Annotated in this window: 27 protein-coding genes; 3 read left to right on the forward strand and 24 right to left on the reverse strand. The window is 44.3% G+C overall.

Translation table 11 applies throughout. From position 1 onward, the window contains the following. Positions 1–24: 24 nt before the first annotated feature. From DWW60_RS01815 to DWW60_RS01840, 6 genes are all read right to left on the reverse strand, one after another. Positions 25–441: a GerW family sporulation protein gene (locus DWW60_RS01815; protein ID WP_117549019.1), complete on the reverse strand. Its 417-nt coding sequence runs from the start codon at positions 439–441 to the stop codon at positions 25–27. A 1-nt stretch (position 442) separates the two neighbouring features. Beyond that, the gene (locus DWW60_RS01820) at positions 443–1,339 is read right to left on the reverse strand and encodes a DUF2953 domain-containing protein (protein ID WP_117549020.1); all 897 of its coding nucleotides are present in this window, start codon (positions 1,337–1,339) and stop codon (positions 443–445) included. A gap of 32 nt (positions 1,340–1,371) precedes the next feature. Further along, on the reverse strand, positions 1,372–1,695 hold the full coding sequence (locus DWW60_RS01825) for a hypothetical protein (protein ID WP_015534869.1): 324 nt from the start codon (positions 1,693–1,695) through the stop codon (positions 1,372–1,374). Between the two features lie 24 nt (positions 1,696–1,719). Beyond that, positions 1,720–3,147 (reverse strand): hypothetical protein, encoded by a 1,428-nt coding sequence (locus tag DWW60_RS01830; protein ID WP_117874247.1) that lies wholly within the window; start codon positions 3,145–3,147, stop codon positions 1,720–1,722. 47 nt (positions 3,148–3,194) lie between these two features. Further along, on the reverse strand, positions 3,195–4,040 hold the full coding sequence (locus tag DWW60_RS01835; protein ID WP_022216549.1) for a hypothetical protein: 846 nt from the start codon (positions 4,038–4,040) through the stop codon (positions 3,195–3,197). A 173-nt stretch (positions 4,041–4,213) separates the two neighbouring features. Continuing rightward, a complete protein-coding gene (locus tag DWW60_RS01840) occupies positions 4,214–4,549 on the reverse strand; it encodes a LysM peptidoglycan-binding domain-containing protein (protein WP_022216550.1) in 336 nt (111 codons plus the stop codon). A 214-nt stretch (positions 4,550–4,763) separates the two neighbouring features. Between DWW60_RS01840 and DWW60_RS01845 the strand changes: the two genes are divergently transcribed. Then, on the forward strand, positions 4,764–8,984 hold the full coding sequence (locus tag DWW60_RS01845) for a 2-hydroxyacyl-CoA dehydratase (protein ID WP_117874248.1): 4,221 nt from the start codon (positions 4,764–4,766) through the stop codon (positions 8,982–8,984). A 215-nt stretch (positions 8,985–9,199) separates the two neighbouring features. On the opposite strand, the gene DWW60_RS01850 is transcribed toward DWW60_RS01845, so the two are convergent. From DWW60_RS01850 to DWW60_RS01860, 3 genes are all read right to left on the reverse strand, one after another. Next, positions 9,200–9,409: a hypothetical protein gene (locus DWW60_RS01850; RefSeq protein ID WP_117874249.1), complete on the reverse strand. Its 210-nt coding sequence runs from the start codon at positions 9,407–9,409 to the stop codon at positions 9,200–9,202. Positions 9,410–9,552: 143 nt separating this feature from the next. After that, on the reverse strand, positions 9,553–10,227 hold the full coding sequence (locus DWW60_RS01855) for a hypothetical protein (RefSeq protein WP_117874250.1): 675 nt from the start codon (positions 10,225–10,227) through the stop codon (positions 9,553–9,555). A 35-nt stretch (positions 10,228–10,262) separates the two neighbouring features. Then, positions 10,263–11,213 (reverse strand): DUF1848 domain-containing protein, encoded by a 951-nt coding sequence (locus tag DWW60_RS01860; protein ID WP_117874251.1) that lies wholly within the window; start codon positions 11,211–11,213, stop codon positions 10,263–10,265. Between the two features lie 277 nt (positions 11,214–11,490). On the opposite strand from DWW60_RS01860, the gene DWW60_RS01865 reads away from it, so the two are divergent. Together DWW60_RS01865 and DWW60_RS01870 are read left to right on the forward strand one after the other, a co-directional pair. Then, complete coding sequence (locus DWW60_RS01865; protein WP_117874252.1) at positions 11,491–11,964, forward strand: RNA polymerase sigma factor; 474 nt, start codon at positions 11,491–11,493, stop codon at positions 11,962–11,964. Positions 11,965–11,967: 3 nt separating this feature from the next. Further along, positions 11,968–12,690 carry a hypothetical protein gene (locus DWW60_RS01870; RefSeq protein ID WP_243002896.1) on the forward strand — a complete coding sequence of 241 codons (723 nt, stop codon included), beginning with the start codon at positions 11,968–11,970 and terminating at the stop codon, positions 12,688–12,690. A gap of 248 nt (positions 12,691–12,938) precedes the next feature. Here the strand turns inward: DWW60_RS01870 and hisF are convergent, their stop codons facing one another. The 15 genes from hisF to ylxM all read right to left on the reverse strand — a co-directional run bounded on the left by hisF (position 12,939) and on the right by ylxM (position 26,392). Beyond that, positions 12,939–13,700 (reverse strand): imidazole glycerol phosphate synthase subunit HisF, encoded by a 762-nt coding sequence (gene hisF / locus DWW60_RS01875; protein WP_004851206.1) that lies wholly within the window; start codon positions 13,698–13,700, stop codon positions 12,939–12,941. Positions 13,701–13,703: 3 nt separating this feature from the next. Further along, positions 13,704–14,315, reverse strand: a complete 612-nt coding sequence (gene hisH, locus DWW60_RS01880) for an imidazole glycerol phosphate synthase subunit HisH (RefSeq protein ID WP_117874253.1) — start codon at positions 14,313–14,315, stop codon at positions 13,704–13,706. Positions 14,316–14,384: 69 nt separating this feature from the next. Beyond that, positions 14,385–14,648 carry a Txe/YoeB family addiction module toxin gene (locus DWW60_RS01885; protein ID WP_117874254.1) on the reverse strand — a complete coding sequence of 88 codons (264 nt, stop codon included), beginning with the start codon at positions 14,646–14,648 and terminating at the stop codon, positions 14,385–14,387. After that, positions 14,641–14,907 carry a type II toxin-antitoxin system Phd/YefM family antitoxin gene (locus DWW60_RS01890; protein WP_117549034.1) on the reverse strand — a complete coding sequence of 89 codons (267 nt, stop codon included), beginning with the start codon at positions 14,905–14,907 and terminating at the stop codon, positions 14,641–14,643. Before DWW60_RS01890 ends, DWW60_RS01885 begins: the two co-directional genes overlap by 8 nt. Positions 14,908–15,037: 130 nt before the next feature. Further along, complete coding sequence (locus DWW60_RS01895) at positions 15,038–17,314, reverse strand: DNA gyrase/topoisomerase IV subunit A (RefSeq protein ID WP_117549035.1); 2,277 nt, start codon at positions 17,312–17,314, stop codon at positions 15,038–15,040. A gap of 63 nt (positions 17,315–17,377) precedes the next feature. Further along, positions 17,378–19,279 (reverse strand): DNA gyrase/topoisomerase IV subunit B, encoded by a 1,902-nt coding sequence (locus tag DWW60_RS01900; protein WP_055273466.1) that lies wholly within the window; start codon positions 19,277–19,279, stop codon positions 17,378–17,380. Between the two features lie 101 nt (positions 19,280–19,380). Further along, positions 19,381–20,991, reverse strand: coding sequence for a sensor histidine kinase (locus tag DWW60_RS01905; RefSeq protein WP_117874255.1), 1,611 nt, complete (start codon positions 20,989–20,991; stop codon positions 19,381–19,383). Next, positions 20,991–21,668 (reverse strand): response regulator transcription factor, encoded by a 678-nt coding sequence (locus DWW60_RS01910; RefSeq protein ID WP_117874256.1) that lies wholly within the window; start codon positions 21,666–21,668, stop codon positions 20,991–20,993. Before DWW60_RS01910 ends, DWW60_RS01905 begins: the two co-directional genes overlap by 1 nt. A 165-nt stretch (positions 21,669–21,833) precedes the next feature. Continuing rightward, positions 21,834–22,478 carry a hypothetical protein gene (locus DWW60_RS01915; RefSeq protein WP_055273470.1) on the reverse strand — a complete coding sequence of 215 codons (645 nt, stop codon included), beginning with the start codon at positions 22,476–22,478 and terminating at the stop codon, positions 21,834–21,836. Between the two features lie 138 nt (positions 22,479–22,616). Further along, on the reverse strand, positions 22,617–23,342 hold the full coding sequence (trmD, locus tag DWW60_RS01920) for a tRNA (guanosine(37)-N1)-methyltransferase TrmD (protein WP_055273472.1): 726 nt from the start codon (positions 23,340–23,342) through the stop codon (positions 22,617–22,619). Between the two features lie 49 nt (positions 23,343–23,391). Then, positions 23,392–23,934, reverse strand: coding sequence for a ribosome maturation factor RimM (gene rimM, locus DWW60_RS01925; RefSeq protein WP_055273474.1), 543 nt, complete (start codon positions 23,932–23,934; stop codon positions 23,392–23,394). A 123-nt stretch (positions 23,935–24,057) separates the two neighbouring features. Beyond that, entirely contained in the window at positions 24,058–24,285 is a 228-nt protein-coding gene (locus DWW60_RS01930; protein ID WP_004851223.1) for a KH domain-containing protein, read from the reverse strand. A gap of 102 nt (positions 24,286–24,387) precedes the next feature. Next, complete coding sequence (gene rpsP, locus DWW60_RS01935) at positions 24,388–24,633, reverse strand: 30S ribosomal protein S16 (RefSeq protein WP_117874257.1); 246 nt, start codon at positions 24,631–24,633, stop codon at positions 24,388–24,390. A 25-nt stretch (positions 24,634–24,658) separates the two neighbouring features. Continuing rightward, positions 24,659–26,005, reverse strand: coding sequence for a signal recognition particle protein (ffh, locus tag DWW60_RS01940; protein ID WP_015534850.1), 1,347 nt, complete (start codon positions 26,003–26,005; stop codon positions 24,659–24,661). A 30-nt stretch (positions 26,006–26,035) separates the two neighbouring features. Further along, positions 26,036–26,392 (reverse strand): YlxM family DNA-binding protein, encoded by a 357-nt coding sequence (gene ylxM / locus DWW60_RS01945; protein ID WP_022059475.1) that lies wholly within the window; start codon positions 26,390–26,392, stop codon positions 26,036–26,038. Between the last annotated feature and the right edge of the window lie 148 nt (positions 26,393–26,540).

Below are 26,540 nucleotides of genomic sequence, written 5' to 3' on the forward strand. Positions count from 1 at the left end.
TTATATTATATATTCTGATATTTATTATTCTGTGACAGATTCCTCTGACTGTGCGACATCATTTATCGCCTTGTCAACATTCTTCTCTTCCTCTGTCTTGTCCTTCTTGAACAGACCCACGACCTTATCTACGACCTCTGGGGCCATGTCTATGATCTTTGTTACGGCATCCTGGTTCTTGAGATTTACAAGTCTCGTATTTCCTCCTGAGACGACAAGAACAGCAGACGGGCTCATCTTTGCTCCGATTCCTCCGGCAGCTTTGTTGCCGTCCTGCTTATTGAACGCTCCGGCAGCCATACCAAAATTGACATCTACAAGAGGAATAATGATCGTGTCACCGACATACACAGGCTCTCCAACCACCGATTTCGATGATATAAAGCCATCCATTCCCTTAAACATAGAACCAAGTGTTCCCTCAATATTCATATTTGCCATATCAATTTCCTCCTGATATCTTTTTTAATCGAGCAATAGTTATCTTGACATTCTTGTTCCAGATCACCTTCAGCACGCTCCAGCCGATTGTTCCAAGTCTTATCCTGCCCTTCATGAACAGGTCTCCTTCCAGCCGGGCTTCAGAGAAATCCGGTGTTATATCTATATTATCATAGTATAGCGGGAAAAGCAGGCTCATATACCCCAGGCGCTCACCTGTTGTTGCCGGGTCATCCGCACCATATATGATCTGCCCCTTAAGCTTTGTGGGCTTAAGATGCTTTAACACCTTTATCAGTTCAACCTTGAAAACTCTCATGGCTTCCTTTGTTCTGACATTGTGTACAAGCTTAGTATAGCCATCTTTTTTCTTTTTCAGACTGGCAAACTTCTCTGACAGATCTTTGAACTTCGATACAACCGTCTTTGCCATACTGTCTATCCTTCTGCCCAGCCTGATGAGCGGCCCCGGTACGGGCTCCTCAAATTCGCTGTCCTCAAGAAGAAACTGCCTGTCCTCCGGCTCCACCGATGGATAGTCTTCATATCCCGGACTGTCAGAAGCTTCTTCCTCTGTCTCAGCCCGACTGTATTCCCCGGGTTCAGAATATACCTCTTCTTCCGGCTCCGGTATGGCACTTTTTTCGCTGCCCATGATGGTTCCGCCAAACAGCCTCAGCCTGTACCGAAGGCCGTCCGAATCATACAAAACCTTAAAACACAGGACAAAACCAAGCCATCTGGCAGAGAACTTCGCAAATATGTCATCATCCTTCTTCACGTACGCCCTGTATCTCACCGGCGCAAACAATACGAGAAGTGCAAGAAGCACTACCAGTCCCACCAGCGACAGGATAACTATGAGCAGTATCTTCAATATCAACCAAACAATATGCATGCTCCATCCCCTTAGACCCAGAGACTATCTGGTCACGATGCAAAAAATCTCTCCACATCAACATCCCCGGTCTTCTTATATATATCATCTATTATATCCCTGACAAGCAGTACAGCCTGGAATCTGCTTGGAGCTGCACCGACAATATGTATAGCATCGCCCATGTCAGTGTAGATCTTCTGCCTGAGTTCATTCAACTCATATATCTCCAGAATCCCATCTCCAAACAACGGAAGTGTGATAACGAACACTCCAGGCACATATTTTACTCTGTGGAAGCGCCTTATTCCTCTGACCATCCTTATGATCTGCCGGTCCCGGGCTCCACCAACATAAAACTTATCATCAATGACCATATTCAATCACCTGTAATAAACAGTTTATTCTTCCATCATCTGCTTTATAACAATATAGTCCGCAAGAAGTTCACTCTTTTCCCTGCATCTCGAAAGAGATCCGTTTACATATTCCCTGATCTCATCAGTGGTGTTGAAGAAAACAGGTATGTTGGAGAGTATCTTTGCCATGATGGCTCTGTTGACTGTCATTGAGTTGGCTGCAAACAGATCTGCAAACTCATTTGTCAGCTTCTCCTTACATGCAGCTATATAATCAGTATCCACATTGAGTACGCCCATCACAGCTATATTGTCTATATCCACAAACATACTTCCCGAGAGAAGCTTATCCATGATCTCCAGATCTCTGTATGTATCCTGAAGCTCATTTGCGGCAATATCATCGGTGTAACCGGTTGAGATGTCGTACACAGCAGACTCAAGCATTACCTTATGCTCTCCTGCCAGCTCCTGTTCTCCGACGATATCGTCAAGGAGTGCATATACATCCTCAAGATGCTCTCCGTCGTCAGCGACAGCCTTCTCTATGACAGTCATCGCTTTCTTACAACTCTCAGATACACCTTTCTTTGAATCCAGCGCAAGCATCATAACATAGAGATCGTTTACAAGCTCTATGATGAGCATATATTCAGTCACAACCGAATTCAGGAATGCTGCACTTCTGTCCAGCACATCAGTGAGCTTTCTGTAACCATCGTAATCAAGAGCAGTGTAATCACCGGCCTTTAAGACCTCAAGCGCCTCATGTAGTTCATGGTACTCTGTCTCAAATCCCTCTGGAAGTCTTATGAGAGCAGTATTCTCGATCATCTCAATAAACTGGTCAAGAGACTCTTTCTCCACTCCATTATATATATCAAGAGTTTCTCCCAGAATGTCATAGAATCTGTTCTTTGTCATACGTATCGGGAGCTGTCCTATGATGGACTGCAGTTTGGAGTTGATGGCAACCTTGTCCTGATCTGCGAACACAAATCTGTATATCTCTTCTGCAAAGTCACTGACGCCCGCCTCATCGAGCTCCTTAAGCTCCTTCTGTATCTCCTCGTCAACATTCTCCGAATAACTGTATTCTTTCCTGTTTAAAATATACTCATACATCTCAAATGCATCCGTGTATGATGTGAGCACCTTCATCTTGGCTGTTATGGTGTTCCTGACATCCGATATAAGCTTCATGTCAGCATCCTCGCACACCGTCTTATCTCCCACAACAAAGTCGCCTATCAGCTTGTCGATCACAGCCTGGCACTGAGCGATATATGGATCATCAGGGACATCCCCATCCATATGCATGTCCTTGAGTGTCAGGTAATTCAAGGTGAATTTGTGGCATGCATATTCATAATTTGCTTTCGATGCCACCCCTGCAAACAGTGCAAGATTCCTGTCCAGATCCTTCTTTCTCTGTATATCGGTTATAAGCTTCTTCTCTTCATTATACATAATAAACTTCCTCTTTTATCTTCTTTATAAATCTTTGATCATATATCCTAGTTGTGTGTATGAGTAAACAGATGATCCTGACAATACTCCTTGTTACCTGTACACTTTGAGCAGTACCTGAACTGCAGATCAGGATAATCTTTGTCCGTTCTTCCACACACAACGCATCTGTGTCCGATATTCTCCTGTTTTGCTGTCCGCACCTGCCTGTTATAATTCCGCCGCCTCTTCATCTGCTTTGGCGAAAACTTTCTGAAGTTCTTCGTGCTCAGATAGAATATCACAAAGCTCACAAGTGACATGGCTATGTTCACTCTTCCCATAAATGTCTCATTGATGAAGTAATACGCTATAATGACGATATACAGTATCGAGAGATACTTCATCTTGATCGGTATGATCATGGCGTATAACACGCTCATGTCAGGATAGCATACCGCTATAGCAAGGAATATGGACATCAATATATAATATGTCGATGCATATGCGAAATAACCTGTCGAGCTCGCGTAATCATACCTTATGATATAGGTACAGAATATGTGTGCAAGCATTATACCGATCATGGTAAACAGCATGGAGCTGAACATGTACAGATTATAAAGGAATGTTCCGATAGTACGTTCCAGCAGAGATCCCAGACTGTAGTAAAATATCAGCATGATTATCGTGAATATATCGACACCGAATACCGGTGGTGTGATTATCCATGTGAAAAGTCTCCACACCTGTCCATGCATTACCGCCGCCGGATCAAGTGTCAACATGAACAGTATCTTTGGCTGGAACATGAACAACAGATATCCTATACCGTAGCCTATGATGAGGTATAATGTGAGGTTTCGAATGGAGTATCTGCCAAACTTCTTCTCGATCTTACTTATTATATTCATAGAAAAACTCCTGTCATACTTTTTTAAACTACACCTTTTGAATTATATAATATAAAAAATGAGTTTACAACAGTAGAATAATTAAGTTTTTCTAACCTGGCGGATAACAGCAAAATAGCTGCCAGCTATAAACCGGCAGCCAGGACAGATATCATACAGCCATGTGCATCCATCTACTTCTGAAAGTCCACATACTTTATCTCCATGTCCGCGGCAAGGGCCATCTTGTAGAGATCCGGATTGAATTTGAACAGATCATCCGGAGATACTCCGGTATTCTTAAGGACATCCTCAAATGTATCTCCATCCTGCACTGTATATATAAGAAAATCTTCCTCCATGATCACGGGAATACACACTTCATCCCCCGGCTGCATATTGTATACGTTGATGTACGGGTTTGCTGATATGATGTCGCTGAGCTTTACCTTGTATATCCTGGACAGCTTATACAGTGTGTCCCCTCTCTTCACTACATGGATAACTCCGTTACAGGTATCAAAATTCATAGCTTACCCCTGAAAGGCTTTTTTATAATATATTCACCTCCGATGATATAGTTACCTGCAAAAAACTTTTATTTTTACATTTTCTGGTAATGGTTAAGTTTTTATAAAGTCATTGTATTTTTTTAAACCCTACACTATAATAAAGTAGCTTTATCGGCAGAAATGTCGAAATCAAACACATTCAACACACAAAAGAAATTGGAAGGGTTGTTTTATGTACACATTAGGAATTGATATTGGATCAACAACAGTTAAGGTTGCTGTCCTTGATAAGGCGGGCAAGATACTTTTCTCCGATTACAAAAGACATTTTGCAAATATCAAAGAAACACTTAAAGATCTTGTACAGGAAGCAAAGGATGCCCTCGGCGAGAACGAGGTCAATCCATGTATAACCGGTTCAGGTGGACTGGCTCTCGCCCAGCTCATCGGTGTGCCATTTACACAGGAGGTAGTCTGTGTATCAGAGGCACTGCAGGACTATGCACCACAGACCGACGTTGCCATAGAGCTCGGCGGTGAGGATGCCAAGATCATATATTTTACAAACGGAATAGAGCAGCGTATGAATGGTGTCTGTGCCGGAGGTACAGGCTCATTCATCGACCAGATGGCTACACTTCTGCAGACCGATGCATCAGGTCTTAACGACTATGCAAAGGATTACGATACCATCTACCCTATCGCTGCAAGATGTGGTGTATTTGCCAAGACAGATATACAGCCACTCATCAACGAGGGAGCTACAAAGCCAAACCTGGCCGCTTCCATATTCCAGGCCGTTGTCAACCAGACTATATCCGGTCTTGCATGTGGTAAACCTATCAAGGGCAATGTTGCATTCCTGGGCGGTCCTCTTCACTTCCTCCCGGAGCTGAAGAATGCATTTATCAGAACTCTTAACCTGACAGGTGATGCCATCATAGATCCGGGACACTCACATCTGTTTGCAGCCGTAGGTGCCGCCATGAACTCCAAGCCTGAGGTATCCATGACACTTTCAGAGCTTATACATGCACTCTCACAGGAGCTCAACCTCTCCTCAGGTGTAGAGAGACTTGCGCCACTCTTTGAGAGCGATGAAGATTACGAGAAATTCAAGGCAGATCACAACAAGTACGCCGTAAAGCGCGGTGATCTCGCAACATATAAAGGAAACTGTTTCATCGGTGTCGATGCCGGTTCAACCACCACAAAGGTTGCACTTGTCGGTTCTGACGGTGAACTGCTCTACGACTTCTACAGCAGCAACAACGGAAGTCCACTTAACACCACCATCAGAGCTATAAAGGATATATACAGCAAGCTTCCTGAGGGCGCAGTGATCGCAGGCTCATGTTCTACTGGTTACGGTGAGGCTCTTATCAAGCAGGCTCTCTCTCTGGATTTCGGTGAGGTTGAGACAATAGCCCACTACACAGCCGCAGCATTCTTCGACCCTGAGGTCGACTGCATTCTTGATATCGGCGGTCAGGATATGAAGTGTATCAAGATCAAGAACGGCGTTGTAGATAACGTTATGCTGAACGAGGCCTGTTCATCAGGATGTGGATCATTCATAGAGACATTTGCGAAGTCACTGAACTATGACATAGCAGATTTTGCGCACATCGCCATCACAGCGAGAACACCTATAGACCTCGGTTCAAGATGTACCGTTTTCATGAATTCAAAGGTTAAGCAGGCGCAGAAGGAGGGCGCATCCGTGGCTGATATATCAGCCGGACTTGCATACTCTGTTATCAAGAACGCCCTGCTCAAGGTTATAAAGCTCACAGATCCTAAGGATCTCGGCAAGAACATTGTGGTACAGGGTGGTACCTTCTACAACGATGCTGTCTTAAAGAGCTTTGAGGTCATATCAGGAAGAACAGCCATAAGACCTGACATCTCAGGTATCATGGGTGCTTTTGGTGCTGCCCTCATCGCTAGGAACAAGTACAAAGAGGGATTTGTCACGACTATGCTCCCTATCGAGGAGATAAGAAAGCTCACATATGAGAGCTCCATGACAAGATGTAAAGGATGTACAAACAACTGTCTCCTTACAATAAACAAATTCTCAAACGGCAAGAGGTTCATCACCGGAAACAGATGTGAGAAGGGTGTCGGTCTGAAGAAGAACGCAGACAACATTCCTAACCTCTTTGAATATAAGCTTGGAAGAATATTTGGCTATGAGTCACTTAAGCCTGAGGAGGCAAAGCGTGGCGTGATAGGTGTTCCTCGTGTACTCAACATGTACGAGAACTATCCTTTCTGGCACACATTCCTCACAAAGCTTGGATTCTCAGTTGTACTGTCTCCAAAGTCATCGAGAAACATATACAGCCTGGGTATCGAATCCATACCTAGTGAGTCAGAGTGTTACCCTGCCAAGATCTCACACGGACACGTTATGTGGCTGTTGAAGAACGGAATCAAGTCCATCTTCTACCCATGCGTACCTTACGAGATGAACGAGACTCCGGAGGCAAACAACCACTACAACTGTCCTATCGTTGCTTCTTATGCTGAGAACATCAAGAACAACATGGAGGAGCTCAAGGCTGACGACATAACATTCATCAGACCATTTGTGGCCCTGGACAACGAGGAAGCTCTCGTAAAACGTATGTATCGTGAGATGTCCAAGTACTATGATGTGACAATGGACGAGATTGGAAGCGCCATACATGCGGCGTACGCAGAGGCAGAGAAGGTCAAGGAGGATGTGCGTGCTAAGGGCGAAGAAACTCTCAGATACATTGATGAACACGATATGCTCGGCATAGTTCTGGCTGGTCGTCCATATCATCTGGACCCTGAGATCAACCATGGTCTCCCAGAGCTCATCAACTCATACAAGATTGCTGTATTTACCGAGGATTCAGTCGCACACCTTGGCAAGGTCGAGAGACCTCTTATTGTCTCCGACCAGTGGATGTACCACTCAAGACTGTACAAGGCAGCCAACTACGTCAAGACCTGTGACAACTTAGAGCTCATACAGCTCAACTCATTCGGCTGTGGTCTGGACGCTGTAACAACTGACTGTGTCAACGATATACTTACCAAGTCAGGCAAGATATACACTGTCCTCAAGATCGATGAGGTCAGCAACTTAGGTGCAGCAAGGATCAGAATCAGATCCCTCATAAGCGCGGTCAACTCAAGACATGAACAGCACTACAAGACATGTCCGTCAAGCAGTGCCATCAACAGAATAGAATTTACCAAGGAGATGAAGAAGGACTATACAGTTCTTGCACCTCAGATGTCTCCTATCCATTTCGATCTTCTTGCACCTGCATTCAAGTGCATGGGAATCAACATTGAGATCCTGCCGGATGCAACCAAGGAGACGATAGATGTTGGTCTGAAATATGTAAACAACGACGCATGTTATCCATCTCTGATCGTTGTCGGACAAATGATGAGCGCCATCACTTCAGGAAAGTACGATGTGAACAAGCTGGCTGTCATCATGAGCCAGACAGGAGGCGGATGCCGTGCAACAAACTATGTAGGATTTATCAGACGTGCCCTCTCCAAGGCAGGCTACGGTCAGATACCTGTAATAGCACTGTCAGCCCAGGGCTTTGAGAAGAACTCAGGTTTCAAGATAAGCTACAAGGTCGTAAAGCGTGCAATGCAGGCTCTGATATACGGTGATGTATTCATGAGATGTCTGTACAGGACAAGACCTTACGAGAAGGAAAAGGGCTCAGCAAATGCACTCCATGAGAAATGGAAGAAGGTTTGTCTGGAGAGCCTTACAAAGACCGGAAGCAACGCAGTATTCAAGAAGAATATACAGGGAATCGTCCACGACTTCGATACTCTTCCACTCCTTGATGTCAAGAAGCCTAGAGTCGGAATTGTTGGAGAGATACTTGTAAAGTTCCTGCCATCAGCCAACAACCATCTGGTTGACCTGCTCGAGGCAGAAGGTGCAGAGGCAGTTATGCCGGATCTTCTGGACTTCTTCATGTACTGCTTCTACAACAACAATTACAACTATGAGTTCCTCGGCAAGACCAAGAAGGGCGCCATAGTCAGCAACACTGTTATAAAGGTTCTGGAGTCTTTCAGAAAACCTGCTAGGGATGCACTTGAGAAGAGTAAGCGTTTCGAGGCCCCAGCTCATATTGAAAAACTTGCCGAGTATGCAAGGCCTATCGTATCCATAGGAAACCAGAATGGTGAGGGATGGTTCCTTACAGGCGAGATGATCGAGCTCATAAAGAGCGGTGCCCCTAACATCGTGTGCGCTCAGCCATTTGCATGTCTGCCTAACCACATCGTAGGCAAGGGTGTTATCAAGCATCTGCGTGAAGCATATCCTGAGGCAAACATCGTGGCAGTCGACTATGATCCTGGTGCATCTGAGGTCAATCAGGTAAACAGAATCAAGCTCATGCTTGCCGCTGCGAACAAGAACATGAAGAAATAAATAATCTCATATTATAATTTATATAATGCTAAAATGGCACATCACATACAGAATAATATTCCGTATACGATGTGCCATTTCACGTTTTAATTCAAGTTATACCCAGAGGCTTTACGCTCTCCTCCTCCAGCTTATTCTCATCCCGCTGTGATCCTTTACACGAGCTTCCTGTAAATGGGGTTATTCAATCTCTTAGTTCATGAACAACTGATCTACTAGATCCAGGCTTTTATCCTTTTCCTGGGAACCAGATTCTCTATCTCAGGGTGATTATCGATACGTCCTGTGCCCACATCTCTCCTGATCTGTCTGAAACCCATGTCGTAGAATTTGGCAGATATATCAGAAACAGAAACCACTCCTTCATATCTAAAGCATTCCCTGACTGCCCTTGCAAATATATCCGGCTTCTCCCCAGCTATCATCAACATATCTCTAAGCTTATCATTTAATGGAGGTTTTTCATATGATTTCTTACAGACCATTTTATGAAACACTATAAAAAAAGAAACACAATGCATAATCACATTGCAGTTCTCCCACTGATACTAGATTTATATATATTATTTTATGCTATGGTGTACTCCTTCCTGCTGCAATCCTTGAAAAGCTCGTCATCAAGCTTTCTCTGTATCTGCGAGCGGATAAAACGTACTCCCATCCGGTTTTCGGCTGCCTCCTTTGCAAGCCTGTGTTTTGTTTTTGCCGACAATTTCAGCCGCACCCCGTAATAGTCGGCAAGCTTGTCAACCGGGCTGATACCCTTGGTATTTAAGATGGCGTAGAAATCATCTTCTGTCATCTCACGCAGCTGCACTATAGTGGCTATACGTCCCGCGACCTCACTTCTGACATTTGCATACTGTACCAGGTCTTCCTGAGTGAATGTGCTTTTATAACCATCAAATGATTCGTCAGCGGGGGCAGATTCAAACCCTATAGGTCTGCTCTTGTTCACCGCCATATTCTTTGCTCTGACCATAGAATCAAATGATCCTAGAAATACAAAGCTTACATTTGATGTATCTATATCAAGGGTGGGTTCATTGCCCGATGGATTGCCATCGAAATGGACCAGGTCACCCTCAAGAACCTTCAGCAGTTCATTCTGGACTATGTAGCTGTAATGCCTGTCGTCTGCATCTTCGAACATCTTGTCAGCCTCATCGAGCGCCTCCTTGAGCTGTCTGTATTTCTTTTTTCTGAAATCAATGTTTTCCCATTCCTTTTCAGATATCCTCAATTATCTACGCCTCCTAATTATATTTATCCGTTCTGTTATTCCTGACCGTCAAATCTGAAGCTGAGCTGAGTCTGCTTCAGTGACTTCACTTTTCGTTCTGTGATCTTGTCGTACTCACAGACCGAACCGCAGAGAAGCGGTGACGCGGGATCATAACATTTGCAGTTGGCTTTCACCGCATCCGGCGAGTAATTCGCATAACAGTATTTGCATCCATTCAGACAGGTGTTGTATGAACCAATCTCCACGCTCTCCATGCAGCCGCACTCAGGGCGCTGGGACTTATCCTTTGCCACCTTTATGTCACAACCTATAATCTCCTCTATGAGCTTCTTGTCTATGCAGCAGTTGTATTCAATTCCGCACTTCTCCAGATCCACCACCTCTGCACAAGTAGCCATCGACATTCCATGTGATCTTGCAATGTCCGCTATCGCCTTTGCAAATGCTTCCAGATCGTCGTGACTCATCTCATAGCTGTCCACAACCTGCATATTTTTCCTGTTCCTGGCATATATATCGACGAAGCTGATGACGCATTTCTCAGTGCAGCCATCTAACGCCTCCGCAATCTGTGTAAATGCCCTTATGTGGTAATCTGGCGTATATTTCTTCGTGAATACTATCGGGTCATATCTCCAGATGACCCGCTTTTTCCCTATCTTTCCGGCAAGCTCCTGAAATGCAGGAATGAGCTGTCCCTTTTTATCAGGCAGATTCGTCTCCATATCCTTGCCGTAACCTGTCAGAGTGAACTGGAAATAGTATTTGTAAGCATCCAGTTCCGAAAGCCTTGGAAGCATCGGTATGGGATTCTTTGTCCAGAACACAATGCAGTCAACCACCTCAGGTGAGAGGTCTATCCTGCTTATCTGATGCGCATTCATAGGATTCCTCACATACAGAAATCCTTCCTTTATTCTATTAAAAAACCATTCCGAGTAAAATGTCGGTATGTCCGTTCTTCTACTGGCACTGAGTATCATATTTCATTCCTCCGATCAACAGCTTTTCTGTCAACAAAATAAAGTATAATATAATTTCCCGTCTGTTATCAATATCATGTTTTTGTTGATTTTACACCTGATTATGTTTTGTCCCGTACAAATTACGAAGCAATTTTCAATATTGATTTTTGGGATAGAAATTTTCGTATCCATGTGCTATTTTGATACTTTGATTTGTTTTATATATGAGAACTCAATTGAGAAGGAACAAGATTCCTGATTCTCTCATACATACAAACCACGGAGGTGATGACACTTGAAGCAGCAGCAACTGCTTGAACTATATGACAATTACTCGGACAATGCATTCCGTCTGGCCATGAGTTTTCTTGGCAATATAGTGGATTCCGAAGACATTGTCCAGAATGTATATACCAAGCTTATAGAAAAAAGTCCTCACATATCAAAGGGATGTGAGAAGTCCTATATTCTCACCATGACCGCAAATATGTGCAGAAACCATTTGAAATCAGCGGCAAACAGACTGAACAGCAGCTATGAAGAGCTGGCAAACGATGATCTCACAAGTGGCTTCAATATGGAGGAACAGTCAATGTTTGCAGCCATAAACAGGCTGCCCGATACATACAGCACGGCCCTGTATCTGCACTACTACGAGGGGTATTCATTCAAGGAGATCGCTAAGATGCTTCATTTGTCAGTCTCAGCAGTCTCCATGCGGATATCCCGCGGAAGGGATCAGCTAAAAGAATTTTTAAAGGAGGAATAGATCATGAATAATAAAGATATAAACGAATTATACAAAGCTACCATGGACAATGTGACCATGCCCCAGGATGACAAAGACGATCTCAGGGCAAAGCTTGCCGAACAGGCTCAAACCGGCAGATCTGGTCACAGACTCGCCCGCGTCGGCAAATATGCCGCCATCGCCGCTGCCGTGTGCGCAGTTCTTCTGTGCATCCCGGCGACAAGAACAACCGTCTCAGCAGCCATAGACTACATAAAGCAGACCTTCCACCTGGCAAATGGTACCGAAGTGACATACGAGGAAAACAGTGAGGGAAACTCCATACAGTTCACCATATCTACAGATGATGTCAACGGTTACACGAAAGTTGAAAACGGCCGTCTCTACCTTGTTCTCGGAGATACCAAGGAAGATATCACCGACAAATGCGGTCCTGACAAATATTTCCGTCATGAGATCAAGAATGCGGACGGCTCACACAGCGTCATTCTTATCGGAGGTACACCTGATAGCTGCGGCTGGTGCGAGCTCTTCTTCGACAAGAATGGAAAATATGTATTTAACAACATGAACGTTGAAGACTACAACGACCCATGGCTTAATGACGCCCTGCATGCCGAGGGTGTTGACACAGGCAATCCTTACCTGGATGACCTTGCATCCGAGGATGCTGCCTCTTACGGTATCTCCAACTCAGATGATGACAATACAGCATCAGGAAATGCCACTTACATTGAACAGTAATAAGTTTAAATTGTCTACTCTAAGCTAGTTTCACTCTTCAGGGGACCTCCCCTGAAGAGTTTTTTATTTAAATAAGGACACAAAATTATCGCCAATTTGACGTTAAAATAAAAAAAGATACAACTTATTTTGAAATTGTATCTTTTTTAAGATTTGAGACAAAAAGCCGATAATTATGTATCCTTTTTTATGAAAATCATGTTCCTAGAGAAAATCTTCCAAGCTAAATACACTAAAGGAATTTCTCTCTACAGTCTCATAGGAATTCCCTTGTCCTGAAGGTATCTCTTCAGATCTCCTATCTCAAGTTCTTTATAGTGGAACAGAGATGCCGCAAGTGCTGCGTCCGCACCGCCCTCTGTCAGGGCATCGTAGAAATGATCCTTTGTTCCCGCACCGCCTGAAGCTATAACCGGTATGTTCACGTTGTCTGCTATGGTTCTGGTGAGTTCTATGTCATATCCCGCCTTTGTACCATCGCAGTCCATGCTGGTAAGTAATATCTCTCCTGCGCCAAGTTCTGCGGCCTTCATAGCCCACTCAACCGCATCTATTCCGCAGTCGATACGTCCGCCGTGCTTGTATATGTTCCAGCCTGAACCATCATCACGTCTCTTGGCATCTATTGCAAGAACTACGCACTGGCTGCCAAACTTGTCAGCGGCATCAGCTATAAGCGTCGGATTGTCTATGGCTGCCGAGTTTACGGAAATCTTATCTGCACCCTCACGGAGTATTGCCTTAAAATCATCGACAGTTCTTATTCCACCGCCGACTGTGAACGGAATGAAGATTGTCTCAGCAACTCTTCTTACCATGTCGACAACTATATTTCTCTGGTCTGATGAAGCTGTTATGTCAAGGAAAACAAGCTCATCAGCGCCCGCCTTGTCATACGCTGCACCGACGGCAACCGGATCCCCGGCATCTATAAGATTTACGAAATTTACGCCCTTTACAACTCGTCCGTTCTTCACATCAAGACAAGGTATTATTCTCTTTGTATGCATGTCCTACACCTCCAGCTCTATAAAATTCTTCAGTATCTTAAGTCCAACCTCTGAGCTCTTCTCAGGATGGAACTGACATGCAAATACATTGCCGTGCTCCACAGATGCATGAATCTGTGTTGAATAGAATGTGGACGCTGCCACATCCTCAGGATTCTTTGCCTTCAGATAATATGAATGAACAAAATAGACATATGGATTCTCAGGAAGTCCCTTGAAAAGTCTTGCTTTAGGATTTATCTCAAGATTGTTCCATCCAATCTGTGGTATCTTAAGTCCCGGTGCATCCGGTATGCGGAGTATCTCACCGTCAAGAATTCCAAGTCCTGTTGCCTCCGGCGACTCCTCGCTGGTCTTGAACAGAAGCTGAAGTCCAAGACATATCCCAAGAAACGGCTTGCCTGCATCCACAACATCATAGATGACATTCTCAAGGCCGTACTCCCTGATCTTTCCCATAGCGTCCCCAAAGCTTCCAACTCCAGGTAAGACAACCTTGTCACTCGCCATGATCACATCTCTGTCCCTTGTGATGACAGCCTCCTCGCCGAGATACTGGACTGCCTTCTCAACACTCTTTATGTTACCTGCATCGTAATCCAAAATTGAAATCATCTGTCTCTGTCCTTTCAAGTCTAACATCTTTTGATCTATATTATATCTCTTCTCACTGGCACACAACTTCTATCTGTCACTGTAGTGATATCTACAAGCAAGAATATATACGTTATCATCATCTATCTTGTATATTATTCTGTCTTTATCATTTATTCGTCTACTCCAGAAGCCAGTCAGATTTCCAGTTAATGGTTCGGGTTTCCCAATGCCTTCATTTCCATTTCTGCATATATCTTCTATCAGACTATTTATTTTCTTTAGTGTCTTTCTATCCTCCGTCTGCCAATAGACATAGTCTTTCCATCCATTATCAGTAAAGACTTTATTCATCGGCAGATACCTCCGTCAGATCATGAACAGCAAAATTTCCTTTCTCAAGCTGGGTCTTTGACTCCATAAGCCAGTCATAGTTTGCTTTGTTTCCCATCACATATACATTTTCCATCAGATTGTTATATGCCTCTTCTGAAAGCATAACAACATTTTTATTATCCTTACGGGTTACAATCATGGTTTCATAATCATCTGTAACTTTATCCATATACTTTTTCATATTGTCGCGTAAGTTTGTATAATTAACAGCTAACATAAGAACACCTCCTCAAATTCATGTACAGTTTTCTGTACTTATATTGTACTGTACAGAAAACCGTACGTCAAGTACCTGTATTATCTTATGCCTATGTTATAATAGATATTCTGCTCTCGCATGTAATTCTTTAGAACCTCAGCTTGCTTCCCTTGCCGCCGCGCTTGCCCGGCTTAACTCTGGTAAAGATTATCTCGTTATCTCCAACCTTGAAGGTATCCTTTGTGCTTCCCACAAATACCGACTCAAGGACATCGTCACCCTCTAAGTTGATGAGCTTGACTCCCGCTGCGCCCTTGCCCTTCTCAGGAATCTCCGCTGCGTCAACTCTTATGTAATAGCCCTTCTCTGACTGTGCGATTATGAAGTCGCCCTCGGAGATTTTGCCGATATATATGATATCATCACCGACTTTTGAAGCATTTGCAGCACGCCTTGTGGTGTCAAATGCGGAGCCGTCAACAACCTTGGCAAGCCCCTGCTTACTGACGAACAGCAGCTTGTCAGTCACAAAATGCTCTATGCAGTCCATGAACAGGATATTCTCGTCACCATTCATGTTGCAGAACTCGAACACCTGGATTCCCTTGTCGGCAAGACGTCCTATGAGGCTTCCTCCGCCCTTCTTGCTGGTGTTCTTCTTCGCCTGAAGCTTAATGATGTCTGCAACCTTGATCGTATACACCTGATTATTGTCAGCAAATACCGCTATCCTGTCAAGATTCTGACACTTAACCGCAAATCTGTAATCCTTCGTGATCTGGTCGATGTTCTTCTCGTATACATTTGCATCTACAACCTTGATGTAATAGAATCTGTCGAGAAGTACAGCCACATCTGTAGCCACGACCTCAGCCTTCTTCACAACAACAGTTCCATAGTTATGAATCTGAGTCCTTCTAGGTATGGCATACTTTGCCTTGATCTCAAGCATGTCATCTATCATCTGCTGCTTCATGGCATCCCTGGACTCCATAAGCCTTGTGTACTTCTTGATGAGCTTCTCAGCGTCTGCCAGCTCTTTCTTTAAGGCATTGATCTCCAGACCAATGAGCTTTTGAAGTCTCATGGCAAGTATCGCATCCGCCTGCTTCTCTGTGAAGCACAGGAACTTTGCGTCCGCCTCTGAGCCCTTGAATCTGAACTTGATATTCGATGTATCGCCGTGCATGAGACACGCCTTTGCATCTGCAACCTTTGTACTTCCGCGGAGTATCTCTATGATCAGGTCTATGCAGTCAACCGCTGTGAGAAGTCCCATCTTGATCTCCCTGATCTCCTCCTGCTGTGCCAGAAGCTTTCTATACTTCGTGTCATACAGACCGTACTTGAAATCTGTGTATACCTTCAGTATCTTCTTGAGTCCCATGACCTCCGGCTTGCCGTTGTTGATGCAGTTGATATTCACGCCAAATGTATCCTCAAGGGCTGCCTTCTTATATAATATATTGATGATGTTCTGTATCTCCTCGTCAGAAGTTCCCTTCTTCACATCTATACACAGGCATTCACCGTTCTTGTCTCCTCTGTCCGCGATATCCACGACCGCTGGAAGCTCTCTGTTTCTGACAAGCTCTGCGACAGTATCAAGGAACTTGGCAGTACCTCCGATCATTGTATATGGAAGCTCTGTGACACATATACTCTTTCTTCCGTATCCGATATCCCTGACCTCTACCTTACCGCGCACCTTGATCTTGCCAAGTCCTGTGGCATACACATTATACAACTCCTCAGGTGTTGCATTGATGATTCCACCTGTGGCAAAATCCGGTCCCGGCATGAGCGCAAGCAGATCCTCAAGCTGTATCTCAGGATCATTCAGATATGCAACTGTGGCATCTATGACCTCACCGAGATTGTGTGTAGGAATATTTGTCGCCATACCTACAGCGATACCAGTTGAACCGCTCACCAGGATATTTGGCACCTGGAATGGCAGGAAGGTCGGCTCTGTCTCCGTTCCGTCAAAGTTTGGTATGAACTGATCCTTAAAGAATGGAAGGTCCTTCATACACACATCCTCTGTGTACTTAGATATACGCGCCTCAGTGTATCGCATGGCAGCCGCACCGGAACCGTCCACCGCACCAAAGTTTCCGTGTGGGTCAACAAGTGGTATCGGCAGCTTCCAGTTCTGTGCCATATTTACAAGTCCTTCATATATGGAACTGTCTCCGTGTGGGTGGTATTTACCCATTGTATCTCCGACTATTCTCGCACATTTTCTGTGTGGCTTGTCGGAACCTGCAAGACCATCCAGTGAGTAAAGTATTCTTCTCTGGACAGGCTTTAATCCATCCCTTACATCCGGGAGCGCTCTCTCTGTTATAACCGACATGGAATAATCCACATAGGACTGTCCCATCTCGCTCTCATAATCTACATTTAATATCTTTTCCGACATGATCTATCCCTTTCATAATACAAACTGTGAAAACGCGCTGCTAAGTATTCTCCAATATAACTTTTATATATCCAGCACCGCATCCGCACTGTGTGTCTCTATGTACTCTCTTCTAGGCGCAACCTCAGTTCCCATGAGCGTCTGTGTGAGCTGATTTGCCTCAACACGGCTGTTCACTGATACCTGCTTTAAAAGTCTTGTCTCAGGGTTCATGGTCGTCTCATAGAGCTGGTCTGCATCCATCTCACCGAGTCCCTTGTATCTCTGGATCGTGAACTTGTTCGTGTGTGTCTTTCTGTACTTTGCAAGCTCATCATCTGAGTACAGATATTTGATGTTCTTGCCCTCGCCAACTCTGTAGAGAGGCGGAATAGCTATGTATATATGTCCCTCGCTGATAAGGTCAGGATAAAATCTATAGAAGAATGTAAGCAGAAGTGTCGCTATGTGGGCACCGTCCACATCGGCATCCGTCATGATGATTATCTTGTCGTAATTCAGCTTGCTTATATCGAAATCATTGCCGTAGCCCTGCATGAAGCCACAGCCAAACGCATTGATGAGCGCTTTGATCTCGGCATTCTCAAGCACCTTTGCAACAGGCTTCTTCTCCACGTTGAGTATCTTACCTCTAAGTGGAAGTATTGCCTGATACTTTCTGTTTCTCGCGGTCTTGGCTGAACCTCCCGCCGAATCTCCCTCGACTATGAATATCTCGCATTTAGACGAATCTGAGGACTCCTGCTTTGCAAGCTTGCCATTTCCCTCAAATGAAAACTTGTTTATATTGATCTTGGACTTCTCAAGCGCCTTTCTCTTGGAGAGAGCCACCGCCCTGTCCACTATATCCTTCAGCACATCATAATTTCTGTCAAAATAAACTGTGAGCTGTTCCTTCACGATATCGTCAACGGCCTTTGACACGTCCGTATTTGAAAGCTTTGTCTTTGTCTGTCCCTCAAACTGAGGATCCGGATGCTTCACGGATATGATAGCCTGCATGCCAGATCTTATGTCTGCACCTGTCAGATTGGAATCCTTCTCTTTCAGAGTTCCAAGCTCATTTCTCGCATAATTATTGATAAGCTTGGCAAATGCTGACTTGAATCCTGTCACATGGGTTCCACCTTCAGGATTCGTGATATTGTTGGTAAATCCTATGATATTCTCCTCACCGTCCTCCGTCATCAGAAATACGATATCTGCGGCGATTCCGTCCTTCTCACCCGATATGGCGACAACCGGTGATGTATGTGTGAGTCCCTGGGATATATCCTCAACAAATGCTGCAAGTCCCCCTGGCTGATGGAACACTATAGGCTCCTCGCCATCCCTCTTGTTCTGGAATGTGATCGTAAGATTCGGATTCAGATATGCTGTCTCCTTGATCCTCTGCTTGATGGCGTCCGCCTTGAACTTTACTGTCTCAAATATTGTATCATCAGGATAGAGTGTCACAGTTGTACCTGTTCTCTTTTCCTTGAGTTTTGTCTTTGGAAGCATACCGTCAACAAGTTCAGTTGTCGGTATTCCCTTCTCGTATGTATCGTGATAGAGATAGCCATCCCTGGCAACATCTACTATAAGCTTGTTAGACAGTGCATTTACAACTGCAGAACCTACTCCGTGAAGTCCGCCGCTTATCTTGTAGGTGGAGCTGTTAAACTTACCACCTGCATGCAATACTGTGTATACAACACGCTCCGCAGGAATTCCCTCCTGCTCATGTATATCGACAGGAACGCCTCGTCCATCGTCAGACACGGTTGCCGAGCCATCCTCGTTGATGCTCACCCATATATTGTTGCAATACCCCGCCAGATGCTCATCCACCGAGTTGTCTATAAGCTCCTGTATGAGGTGGTTCAGTCCGCTTCGCCCTGTGTTGCCGATGTACATTCCCGGTCTCAGTCTTACCGGCTCAAGGCCCTTTAACACCTCAATGTTTTTTGCACTGTATGACATAATCTTCTCCCATTTTATAAATATATTTGCAGATGCCAGAATCCAACAGAAAAAGGAAACCCTTAGAATTATAGCCTAAAAGTTTCCTTCTTGCAAAGTATTTATTGTTCTGACGTGTTATCTGCGCTATTCTCCGGTATCATTTCCGGTTCGCCATCATCCTGCTGTATGATATCAAGGTCGAAGTAGAATACCACTCCATTCTCCACATTGTAAACACCATAGTTCTTGTTGTGAGCCGCCATGGACGCCGCAACTATAGAAAGTCCAATACCGCTTCCACCATACTCTCTCGTCCTCGCCTTGTCCACCTTGTAGAACTTAATGAATACCTTATCAAGCTCATCGTCAGGAATGTTTGGTCCCTCATCATATACAAATACTCTCAAGTTGCCTGTGACGAGTCCATCCTCAGTCCTCCTCGGCTGATCATAGTCCTTATTCGCAGTCCACACTCTGACCTTGCCTCCATCGTTGCAGTAATGAAGTGCATTTGTAAAATAATTGGTGAATACCTGCTCTATCATGAACTCATCTGCATATACGTTGCACACATCATTCAGCTCATCCGCCAGCTCAACTTCCGCATGGTTCTGCTCCACCAGAATGGATGATGAATCCACTACATTCTTTATGAGTGCATCTATATCGAATACCACAGGATGAACCCTGTCCACCCCAAATTCAAGCTCATTCAGATCAAGTAACTGTCTGACAAGCTTATTCATCTTGCCAGCTTCGTCCAGAATGACATCGCAGTAAAACTCCTTGCTCTCATCATCCTCTATAACATTGTCTTTAAGGCCCTCGGCGTATCCCTGTATGAGAGCTATAGGAGTCTTGAGTTCATGGGACACATGGGACAGGAACTCCTTCCTCATCTCATCTATCTGTACCTTCTCATCAATATCCGTCTGCAGCTTAGCATTTGCCTGTTGAAGCTCTGTCAGCGTGTTTCTCAGCTGATATGACATCTCGTTCATACTGTCCGCCAGCTCACCAATCTCATCGTTGGATGCGTGATCCACCTTCACATCGAGATCAAGCTGTGCCATACGATTGGCAACCAACGCAAGATTCTTTATCGGCTTTGCAACCGCATTGCTGATAAAATAGATCACGGCAAATCCAAGTATCGCAACAACCGAGAATACAAAAAAGAAAAACTTTAGTGATATAATTATCGTTGAGTCTACGCTGGAGATTGGTTTTCTGATTACAACCACAAAACCATTGTCAAGAAATCCTACCACGTCATAATAGCTGTTTCCGGTATTTTTATCATTTGTGATCTGTATATCATATTTATCTGTCTTTTCAATCTGCTTTCTCTTTATCTTCGGATTATCCGGATTTTTGCCACCACTGTAATTGAAGTAGTCCGCTATAAATGACAGGTTGTTATATACCGCAGCCTCCTCGTTCACCGTCGTGTACACATGCATATTCACGCTGTCGAAGATAAATATCATCGCACCTGACTGATTGATCACATCATTTGCCAGCTCTTTACTGTCTATATCCTCATCCCGGCCGAACAGTTCATTGCAGGAATTGTATGTATCCAGCAGCATCTGTTCCATGCCGTGATAGAAATACTTCTTGATAAAAAGCATGGTTATGGCACACGACATGACAACCATAAATAGTATAGTCGCCGCAAGCGATAAAGTTATCTTTGTTCTGATAGAAGTTCTCTTTGATCCGGTCATCACTCCACCTCAAATTTATAGCCCATTCCCCATATGGTCTTGATATATTCGCCCTTATCGCCCATCTTGCTTCTGAGCTTCTTGACATGAGTATCTATGGTTCTGGCATCGCCAAAGTAATCATAATTCCACACATTGTTAAGTATCTTCTCTCTCGACAGTGCCACACCTTTATTCATGATAAAATACTGCAGCAGCTCGAACTCCTTGAAGCTGAGTTCAATAGGCTTGCCATCTATAGTCACCACATGAGCCGACAGATCCATCTCAATACCTCCGGCTACAAGCTTCTCATCTGAAGCGGCATCCGTTGTTCTTCTGAGTATCGCTGCAACTCTGGCAACAAGTATCTTGGGACTGAACGGCTTCGTTATGTACTCATCTACTCCCAGATCAAAGCCCTGGAGCTCATCGCGCTCATCTGCCTTCGCGGTAAGCATGATAACCGGAACCTGTGAGAACTTTCTTATCTCCTTAAGAGTCTCCCATCCGTCCATCTTAGGCATCATGACATCAAGTATTACAAGAGATATATTCTTGTCATTCATGAATATATCCAGGGCCTGTTCACCATCTCCGGCCTCAAGAACCATATACCCCTCTCTTGTGAGGAAGTCCTTGACAAGCTTCCTCATTCTGCTCTCATCATCAACCATAAGAACCTTTATTGAATCCATATCGTACCTCCACATATAGAATAATATCCAATTTATCTCAATATAACATTGATATTTGTAAAAAATGTGAACTGAGCATATTTTTTACAGTATACCACAGCAAAAAAGCAGTGAACACACTCATGTATCCACTGCTTTTCAAAATATTCTTCTATATCTTAAATACTACTGCGCTGCCTCTGTTGTCTCAACCTCATCTGTCATGGCCTCGCTTGGATCTATAGCCTCTGTGTTGGCCTCTGTTGTGCTTCCTGCCTCACTGGTTGCAGTTGTTGCTATCTCGCCGTTCAACGTTACATTCTCCTTCTGGGCAAGTGCATATACCGCGTCATTGTATGCTGTATACTTGCTCTGGGCGTCTGAGAGAAGCTTCTGTGCCTCTGTCTGGATGTCCTTGTTCTTATCCTTGACAGCAGCCTCAACCTTCTGCATAGCCTCATACTGTGCATTCATGGCATCATAATACTGATCCTTGAGCGCCTTCACCTCGTCGGTCTTGACTTCTATAGCCTGTACGTTGTCAAGAAATGTCTTATAATCTGGAAGCAGATTGTCTGTCAAATCCTTGAGCAGAGCATCTGTATCAACAGCAGTTCCCTCAGCAAAATATGAGTTGAACTTCTTCATGATCTCCGTTTCCTCTGTATCCATCTTAGGGATATCTGTTCCAACAAACTTGATGAACTCATCCTTCACCTCTGATGCAGCCTCTGTGGTTGCCGTCGTCTCGTCTGCCTTCTTGTTTCCACATCCTGTAAATGAGAATGCAAGAACCATAGCCATCATAGTCATAAGTAATCTGCGTTTCATAATCTTTTGTCTCCTTGTTCTTCCTTGTATTTGTGTATGCCCTGCAGTCGCGTCTCCACAAGGTTATGGCAGAATTCGAATAACCTCGAATTCTGCCATCTCTTAGTATACCACCTTAAGACCACAGGTGGCAACCTGCTATTTTCTTCGTTTCTTTTTCTCCTTAGGAGGATTCTCGATCATATACTTCTCGTACATGTCCGGCCTGTGCTCCTTCGTCCTGGTGATAGACTGTTCAAGTCGCCACTCATTTATGAGCTTATGGTTGCCCGAAAGCAGTACATCCGGAACCTTCTTCCCCATGAATTCAGGAGGTCTGGTGTACTGCGGATACTCAAGCAGATTGTTATAAAATGTCTCTATCTCAGCACTGTCCTCATTGTTCAGCACACCTGGAACAAGTCTGGATACAGCATCCACGATAGCCATGGCTGGAAGTTCTCCGCCAGTCAGCACAAAATCGCCTATGGACATATAGTCATCGACTATCATCTCAAGGACCCTCTCATCTATTCCCTCGTAATGGCCACACAGAAGAACTATGTCCTCCTTCTCCGAGAGCTCCTGTGCAATACCCTGATTGAAGGTTCTTCCCTGCGGAGTCATATATATGACCCATGGTTTTCTGCCAAGCTTCTCCACCAGTGCCGTGTATGCATCATACACAGGCTGCGCCTGCATGACCATGCCTGCACCTCCCCCATATGGGTAATCATCCACATGATTGTGTTTATCCTGGGTGTAATCTCTTATATTTATAGCTTCTATATGAAGTTTTCCCGACTCTATGGCCCTTCCCGTGATACTCGTTGAAAGTCCTTTCATAACCATCTCGGGGAAAAGTGTCAAAATATAAAAATTCATAGTCCGCTCCTAGTATATGTTCATCATCTCACCAAACGTCTGTATGCGATCAATCCTCGTCATCTGAATCATCTGCTTCTACCATCTCAAATGTTCTGACCTTGACCTTCTTATTCTCTGTGTCAACATCGAACACGAAATCCGGTACTACAGGTATAAGGATCTCGCTGCCATCATCCTTCTTAACGACAAATACATCATTTGCCGGAGTCTCCAGCACGTCGTCAAGGATTCCTATGTGCTCGTCATTCTGATCATATACATCAGCGTCAAGGACATCACAGATGAAGAACTCTCCATCCATGAGAGAGACTGCATCCTCCCTGTCAACAAGTATGTCATAGTTCTTAAAACGCTCTATATCATTTATGTTATCGTATTCTTTGAACTTTAGAATAACCATATTTTTCAAAAATTTGCAAGATGTACAATTGACCGCCAAAGTCTCTCTGCCATTTGACAGATAGCACTTCTTCAAGGTCTTGAAACGATCATTGTCATCCGTTGTCGGATATACCTTAACCTCGCCCTTTATACCATGGCTTGAGGTTATCACTCCTACTCTGAGTCTGTCTTCTGTGTTGTGTTCCATTCTATCTCCTATATATAACTCATATATAATATAAGGGGGAGTATAAACTCCCCCTCTTAACTCGGTAATAAATCCTCTGTCATATGAAGATTAAGAAATACCACTTATCCTGCCTATGCAGTTCTACTTAATATCAACGACAACCTTCTTATCACCCTTTGAAGCAGCTGCCTTGACAACTGTACGGATGGATTTGGCTATTCTGCCCTGCTTGCCGATTACCTTACCCATGTCCTCTGGTGCGACAGTAAGGTCTATCTTTATTATGCCGTCTTCTTCAGTCTCGGTTACAGCTATCTGCTCAGGATGATCTACTAGGGACTTTGCAATGATTTCTACTAAATCTTTCATCTCTATACCTCCCAAATGGAACACCAGCCATGCAAAATCGACTTCGTCGATGGCTGGCGCTGCATATCAGCTTTTCATAGAAAAGCTGATACATCCGTAAAATTACTTCTCGATACCTGCCTGCTTTAATAACTTTGCAACTGACTCAGTTGGCTGTGCTCCAGTAGCTAACCACCTCTTAGCAGCCTCCTCGTCAATCTTTACTACTGATGGCTCCTGGTTAGGATCATATGTTCCGATCTCCTCGATGAATCTACCATCTCTTGGTGATCTTGAATCTGCTACGATCACTCTGTAGAAAGGATGCTTCTTATAACCCATTCTTCTTAATCTAATCTTTACTGCCATTGTTCTTGTTCCTCCTAAATATTAATTATCTTAAGCCAAAAGGCATTTTAAAACCACCGCGTCTTCTCTTTCCGCCCATCATGCCTGACATCTGCTTCATCATCTTCTTAGACTGTTCAAACTGTTTAAGGAAGCGATTCACATCTGCTATCTGGACACCTGCTCCATCTGCGATACGCTTCTTTCTTGACGGCGATATCGGATCCTGGAGTGAACGCTCTCTAGGTGTCATGGACAGAACGATTGCTTTTGGTGTTTTAGCAGCGTTCTCATCTATCTCAACATTCTTCATCTGACTTGCCATGCCAGGCATCATCGAAAGGATCTCCTGCATGCCGCCCATCTGCTCGAGCTGAGCCATCTGATCAAGAAAATCGTTGAAATCAAAACTTGCTTTGCGGAACTTCTGTTCCATCTCTTTGGCCTTCTCCTCGTCGATGGCCGACTGGGCTTTCTCAATAAGTGACTCTACATCACCCATTCCGAGGATTCGGCTCGCCATACGATCCGGGTAAAATGGCTCCAGATCGGTAAGCTTCTCTCCCATACCTGAGTACAGGATTGGCTTGCCCGTTACTGCCTTGATCGACAGTGCGGCACCGCCTCTGGTATCACCATCCAGCTTTGTGAGGATGACACCATCTATACCTATCTTGTCATTGAACGTTGTCGCTACATTGACTGCATCCTGACCTGTCATGGAATCCACAGTCAGTATGGTGTAGGCAATGTCCAGATTCTCCTTTATCTCTGCAAGCTCGTTCATCATGTCCTCATCAACATGAAGACGTCCTGCGGTGTCAAGGAACACCAGATTGATATTGTTCTTGGCTGCATGCTGTACAGCCGCCTTCGCAATATCCAGTGGCTTGTTGTTGTCTCCCATGGCAAACACAGGAACTCCAACCTTCTCACCATTCACCTGCAGCTGCTTGATAGCCGCCGGTCTATATACATCACATGCCACAAGAAGTGGCTTCTTGCCTTTGTTCTTGAACTGATATGCAAGCTTTGCCGCCGTGGTGGTCTTACCTGCTCCCTGAAGTCCACACATCATGATGATCGTGATCTCATTGGATGGTCTGAGCTTGATCTCTGTCATCTCAGAGCCCATGAGCTTATCCATCTCTTCCTTTACGATCTTGATGACCATGTGTCCAGGATTCAGACCCTTGAGGACTTCCTCTCCTACAGCTCTGTCACTCACCGACTTGACAAATGACTTTACGACCTTGAAGTTGACATCCGCCTCGAGAAGTGCTCTCTTGACTTCCTTCATAGCCTCCTTGACATCATCCTCAGTAAGTACGCCCTTGCTTCTCAGCTTCTTAAAAACGTTCTGCAGTTTATCTGATAAACTGTCAAATGCCATAGACATTCTCCCTTCTGATATTATCTATCATCAGAAATCTTCGAGTATCTTATCTGAATAATTCACTATATCTTCAATTCTGCCCGCAAGCCGTTCATCCGAGTTCATCGCCTTGAGCTCATCCGCACATTCCTTGATCTTCTGAACCTGTTCCTGTGCCTTCATGAACTTATGTACCAGCATAAGCTTCTCCTCATACTCCTCGAGAATCTTGTCACAGCGCCTTACCATATCATATACGCCCTGTCTGCTTATGTTGTTGAGTCTCGCTATCTCTGAGTAAGACATGTCATTGTTCACAACATCCTCGTACACGCTCTTCTGATGCTCTGTGAGCAGCTCACCATAAAAATCATATAACATAGACTGTCTGACTATCTTCTCCATAACAAACTCTCCGTAACGCACTTGCATGTAAAGTGTTTTTGCTTTACCATGGGCTATTCTAATACAGGCAGGGTGGGTTGTCAAGTGTTTTTTCTTGACAAAGTGAATTATATTTATATTTGTAGCAAATCCTCCGTCTTACAACACA

Origin of the sequence: Coprococcus sp. AF16-22, from assembly GCF_003461545.1 — a bacterium.
Classification (GTDB): Bacteria; Bacillota; Clostridia; order Lachnospirales; family Lachnospiraceae; genus Coprococcus; species Coprococcus aceti.

Bases quoted from the DNA above. Each gene is read 5' to 3' on its own strand.
- DWW60_RS01815 (WP_117549019.1), bottom strand. From the start codon at position 441: ATGGCAAATATGAATATTGAGGGAACACTTGGTTCTATGTTTAAGGGA.
- DWW60_RS01820 (WP_117549020.1), bottom strand. From the start codon at position 1,339: ATGCATATTGTTTGGTTGATATTGAAGATACTGCTCATAGTTATCCTG.
- DWW60_RS01825 (WP_015534869.1), bottom strand. From the start codon at position 1,695: ATGGTCATTGATGATAAGTTTTATGTTGGTGGAGCCCGGGACCGGCAG.
- DWW60_RS01830 (WP_117874247.1), bottom strand. From the start codon at position 3,147: ATGTATAATGAAGAGAAGAAGCTTATAACCGATATACAGAGAAAGAAG.
- DWW60_RS01835 (WP_022216549.1), bottom strand. From the start codon at position 4,040: ATGAATATAATAAGTAAGATCGAGAAGAAGTTTGGCAGATACTCCATT.
- DWW60_RS01840 (WP_022216550.1), bottom strand. From the start codon at position 4,549: ATGAATTTTGATACCTGTAACGGAGTTATCCATGTAGTGAAGAGAGGG.
- DWW60_RS01845 (WP_117874248.1), top strand. From the start codon at position 4,764: ATGTACACATTAGGAATTGATATTGGATCAACAACAGTTAAGGTTGCT.
- DWW60_RS01850 (WP_117874249.1), bottom strand. From the start codon at position 9,409: ATGATAGCTGGGGAGAAGCCGGATATATTTGCAAGGGCAGTCAGGGAA.
- DWW60_RS01860 (WP_117874251.1), bottom strand. From the start codon at position 11,213: ATGATACTCAGTGCCAGTAGAAGAACGGACATACCGACATTTTACTCG.
- DWW60_RS01870 (WP_243002896.1), top strand. From the start codon at position 11,968: ATGAATAATAAAGATATAAACGAATTATACAAAGCTACCATGGACAAT.
- hisF (WP_004851206.1), bottom strand. From the start codon at position 13,700: ATGCATACAAAGAGAATAATACCTTGTCTTGATGTGAAGAACGGACGA.
- hisH (WP_117874253.1), bottom strand. From the start codon at position 14,315: ATGATTTCAATTTTGGATTACGATGCAGGTAACATAAAGAGTGTTGAG.
- DWW60_RS01885 (WP_117874254.1), bottom strand. From the start codon at position 14,648: ATGAATAAAGTCTTTACTGATAATGGATGGAAAGACTATGTCTATTGG.
- DWW60_RS01890 (WP_117549034.1), bottom strand. From the start codon at position 14,907: ATGTTAGCTGTTAATTATACAAACTTACGCGACAATATGAAAAAGTAT.
- DWW60_RS01895 (WP_117549035.1), bottom strand. From the start codon at position 17,314: ATGTCGGAAAAGATATTAAATGTAGATTATGAGAGCGAGATGGGACAG.
- DWW60_RS01900 (WP_055273466.1), bottom strand. From the start codon at position 19,279: ATGTCATACAGTGCAAAAAACATTGAGGTGTTAAAGGGCCTTGAGCCG.
- DWW60_RS01905 (WP_117874255.1), bottom strand. From the start codon at position 20,991: ATGACCGGATCAAAGAGAACTTCTATCAGAACAAAGATAACTTTATCG.
- DWW60_RS01910 (WP_117874256.1), bottom strand. From the start codon at position 21,668: ATGGATTCAATAAAGGTTCTTATGGTTGATGATGAGAGCAGAATGAGG.
- DWW60_RS01915 (WP_055273470.1), bottom strand. From the start codon at position 22,478: ATGAAACGCAGATTACTTATGACTATGATGGCTATGGTTCTTGCATTC.
- trmD (WP_055273472.1), bottom strand. From the start codon at position 23,342: ATGAATTTTTATATTTTGACACTTTTCCCCGAGATGGTTATGAAAGGA.
- rimM (WP_055273474.1), bottom strand. From the start codon at position 23,934: ATGGAACACAACACAGAAGACAGACTCAGAGTAGGAGTGATAACCTCA.
- DWW60_RS01930 (WP_004851223.1), bottom strand. From the start codon at position 24,285: ATGAAAGATTTAGTAGAAATCATTGCAAAGTCCCTAGTAGATCATCCT.
- rpsP (WP_117874257.1), bottom strand. From the start codon at position 24,633: ATGGCAGTAAAGATTAGATTAAGAAGAATGGGTTATAAGAAGCATCCT.
- ffh (WP_015534850.1), bottom strand. From the start codon at position 26,005: ATGGCATTTGACAGTTTATCAGATAAACTGCAGAACGTTTTTAAGAAG.
- ylxM (WP_022059475.1), bottom strand. From the start codon at position 26,392: ATGGAGAAGATAGTCAGACAGTCTATGTTATATGATTTTTATGGTGAG.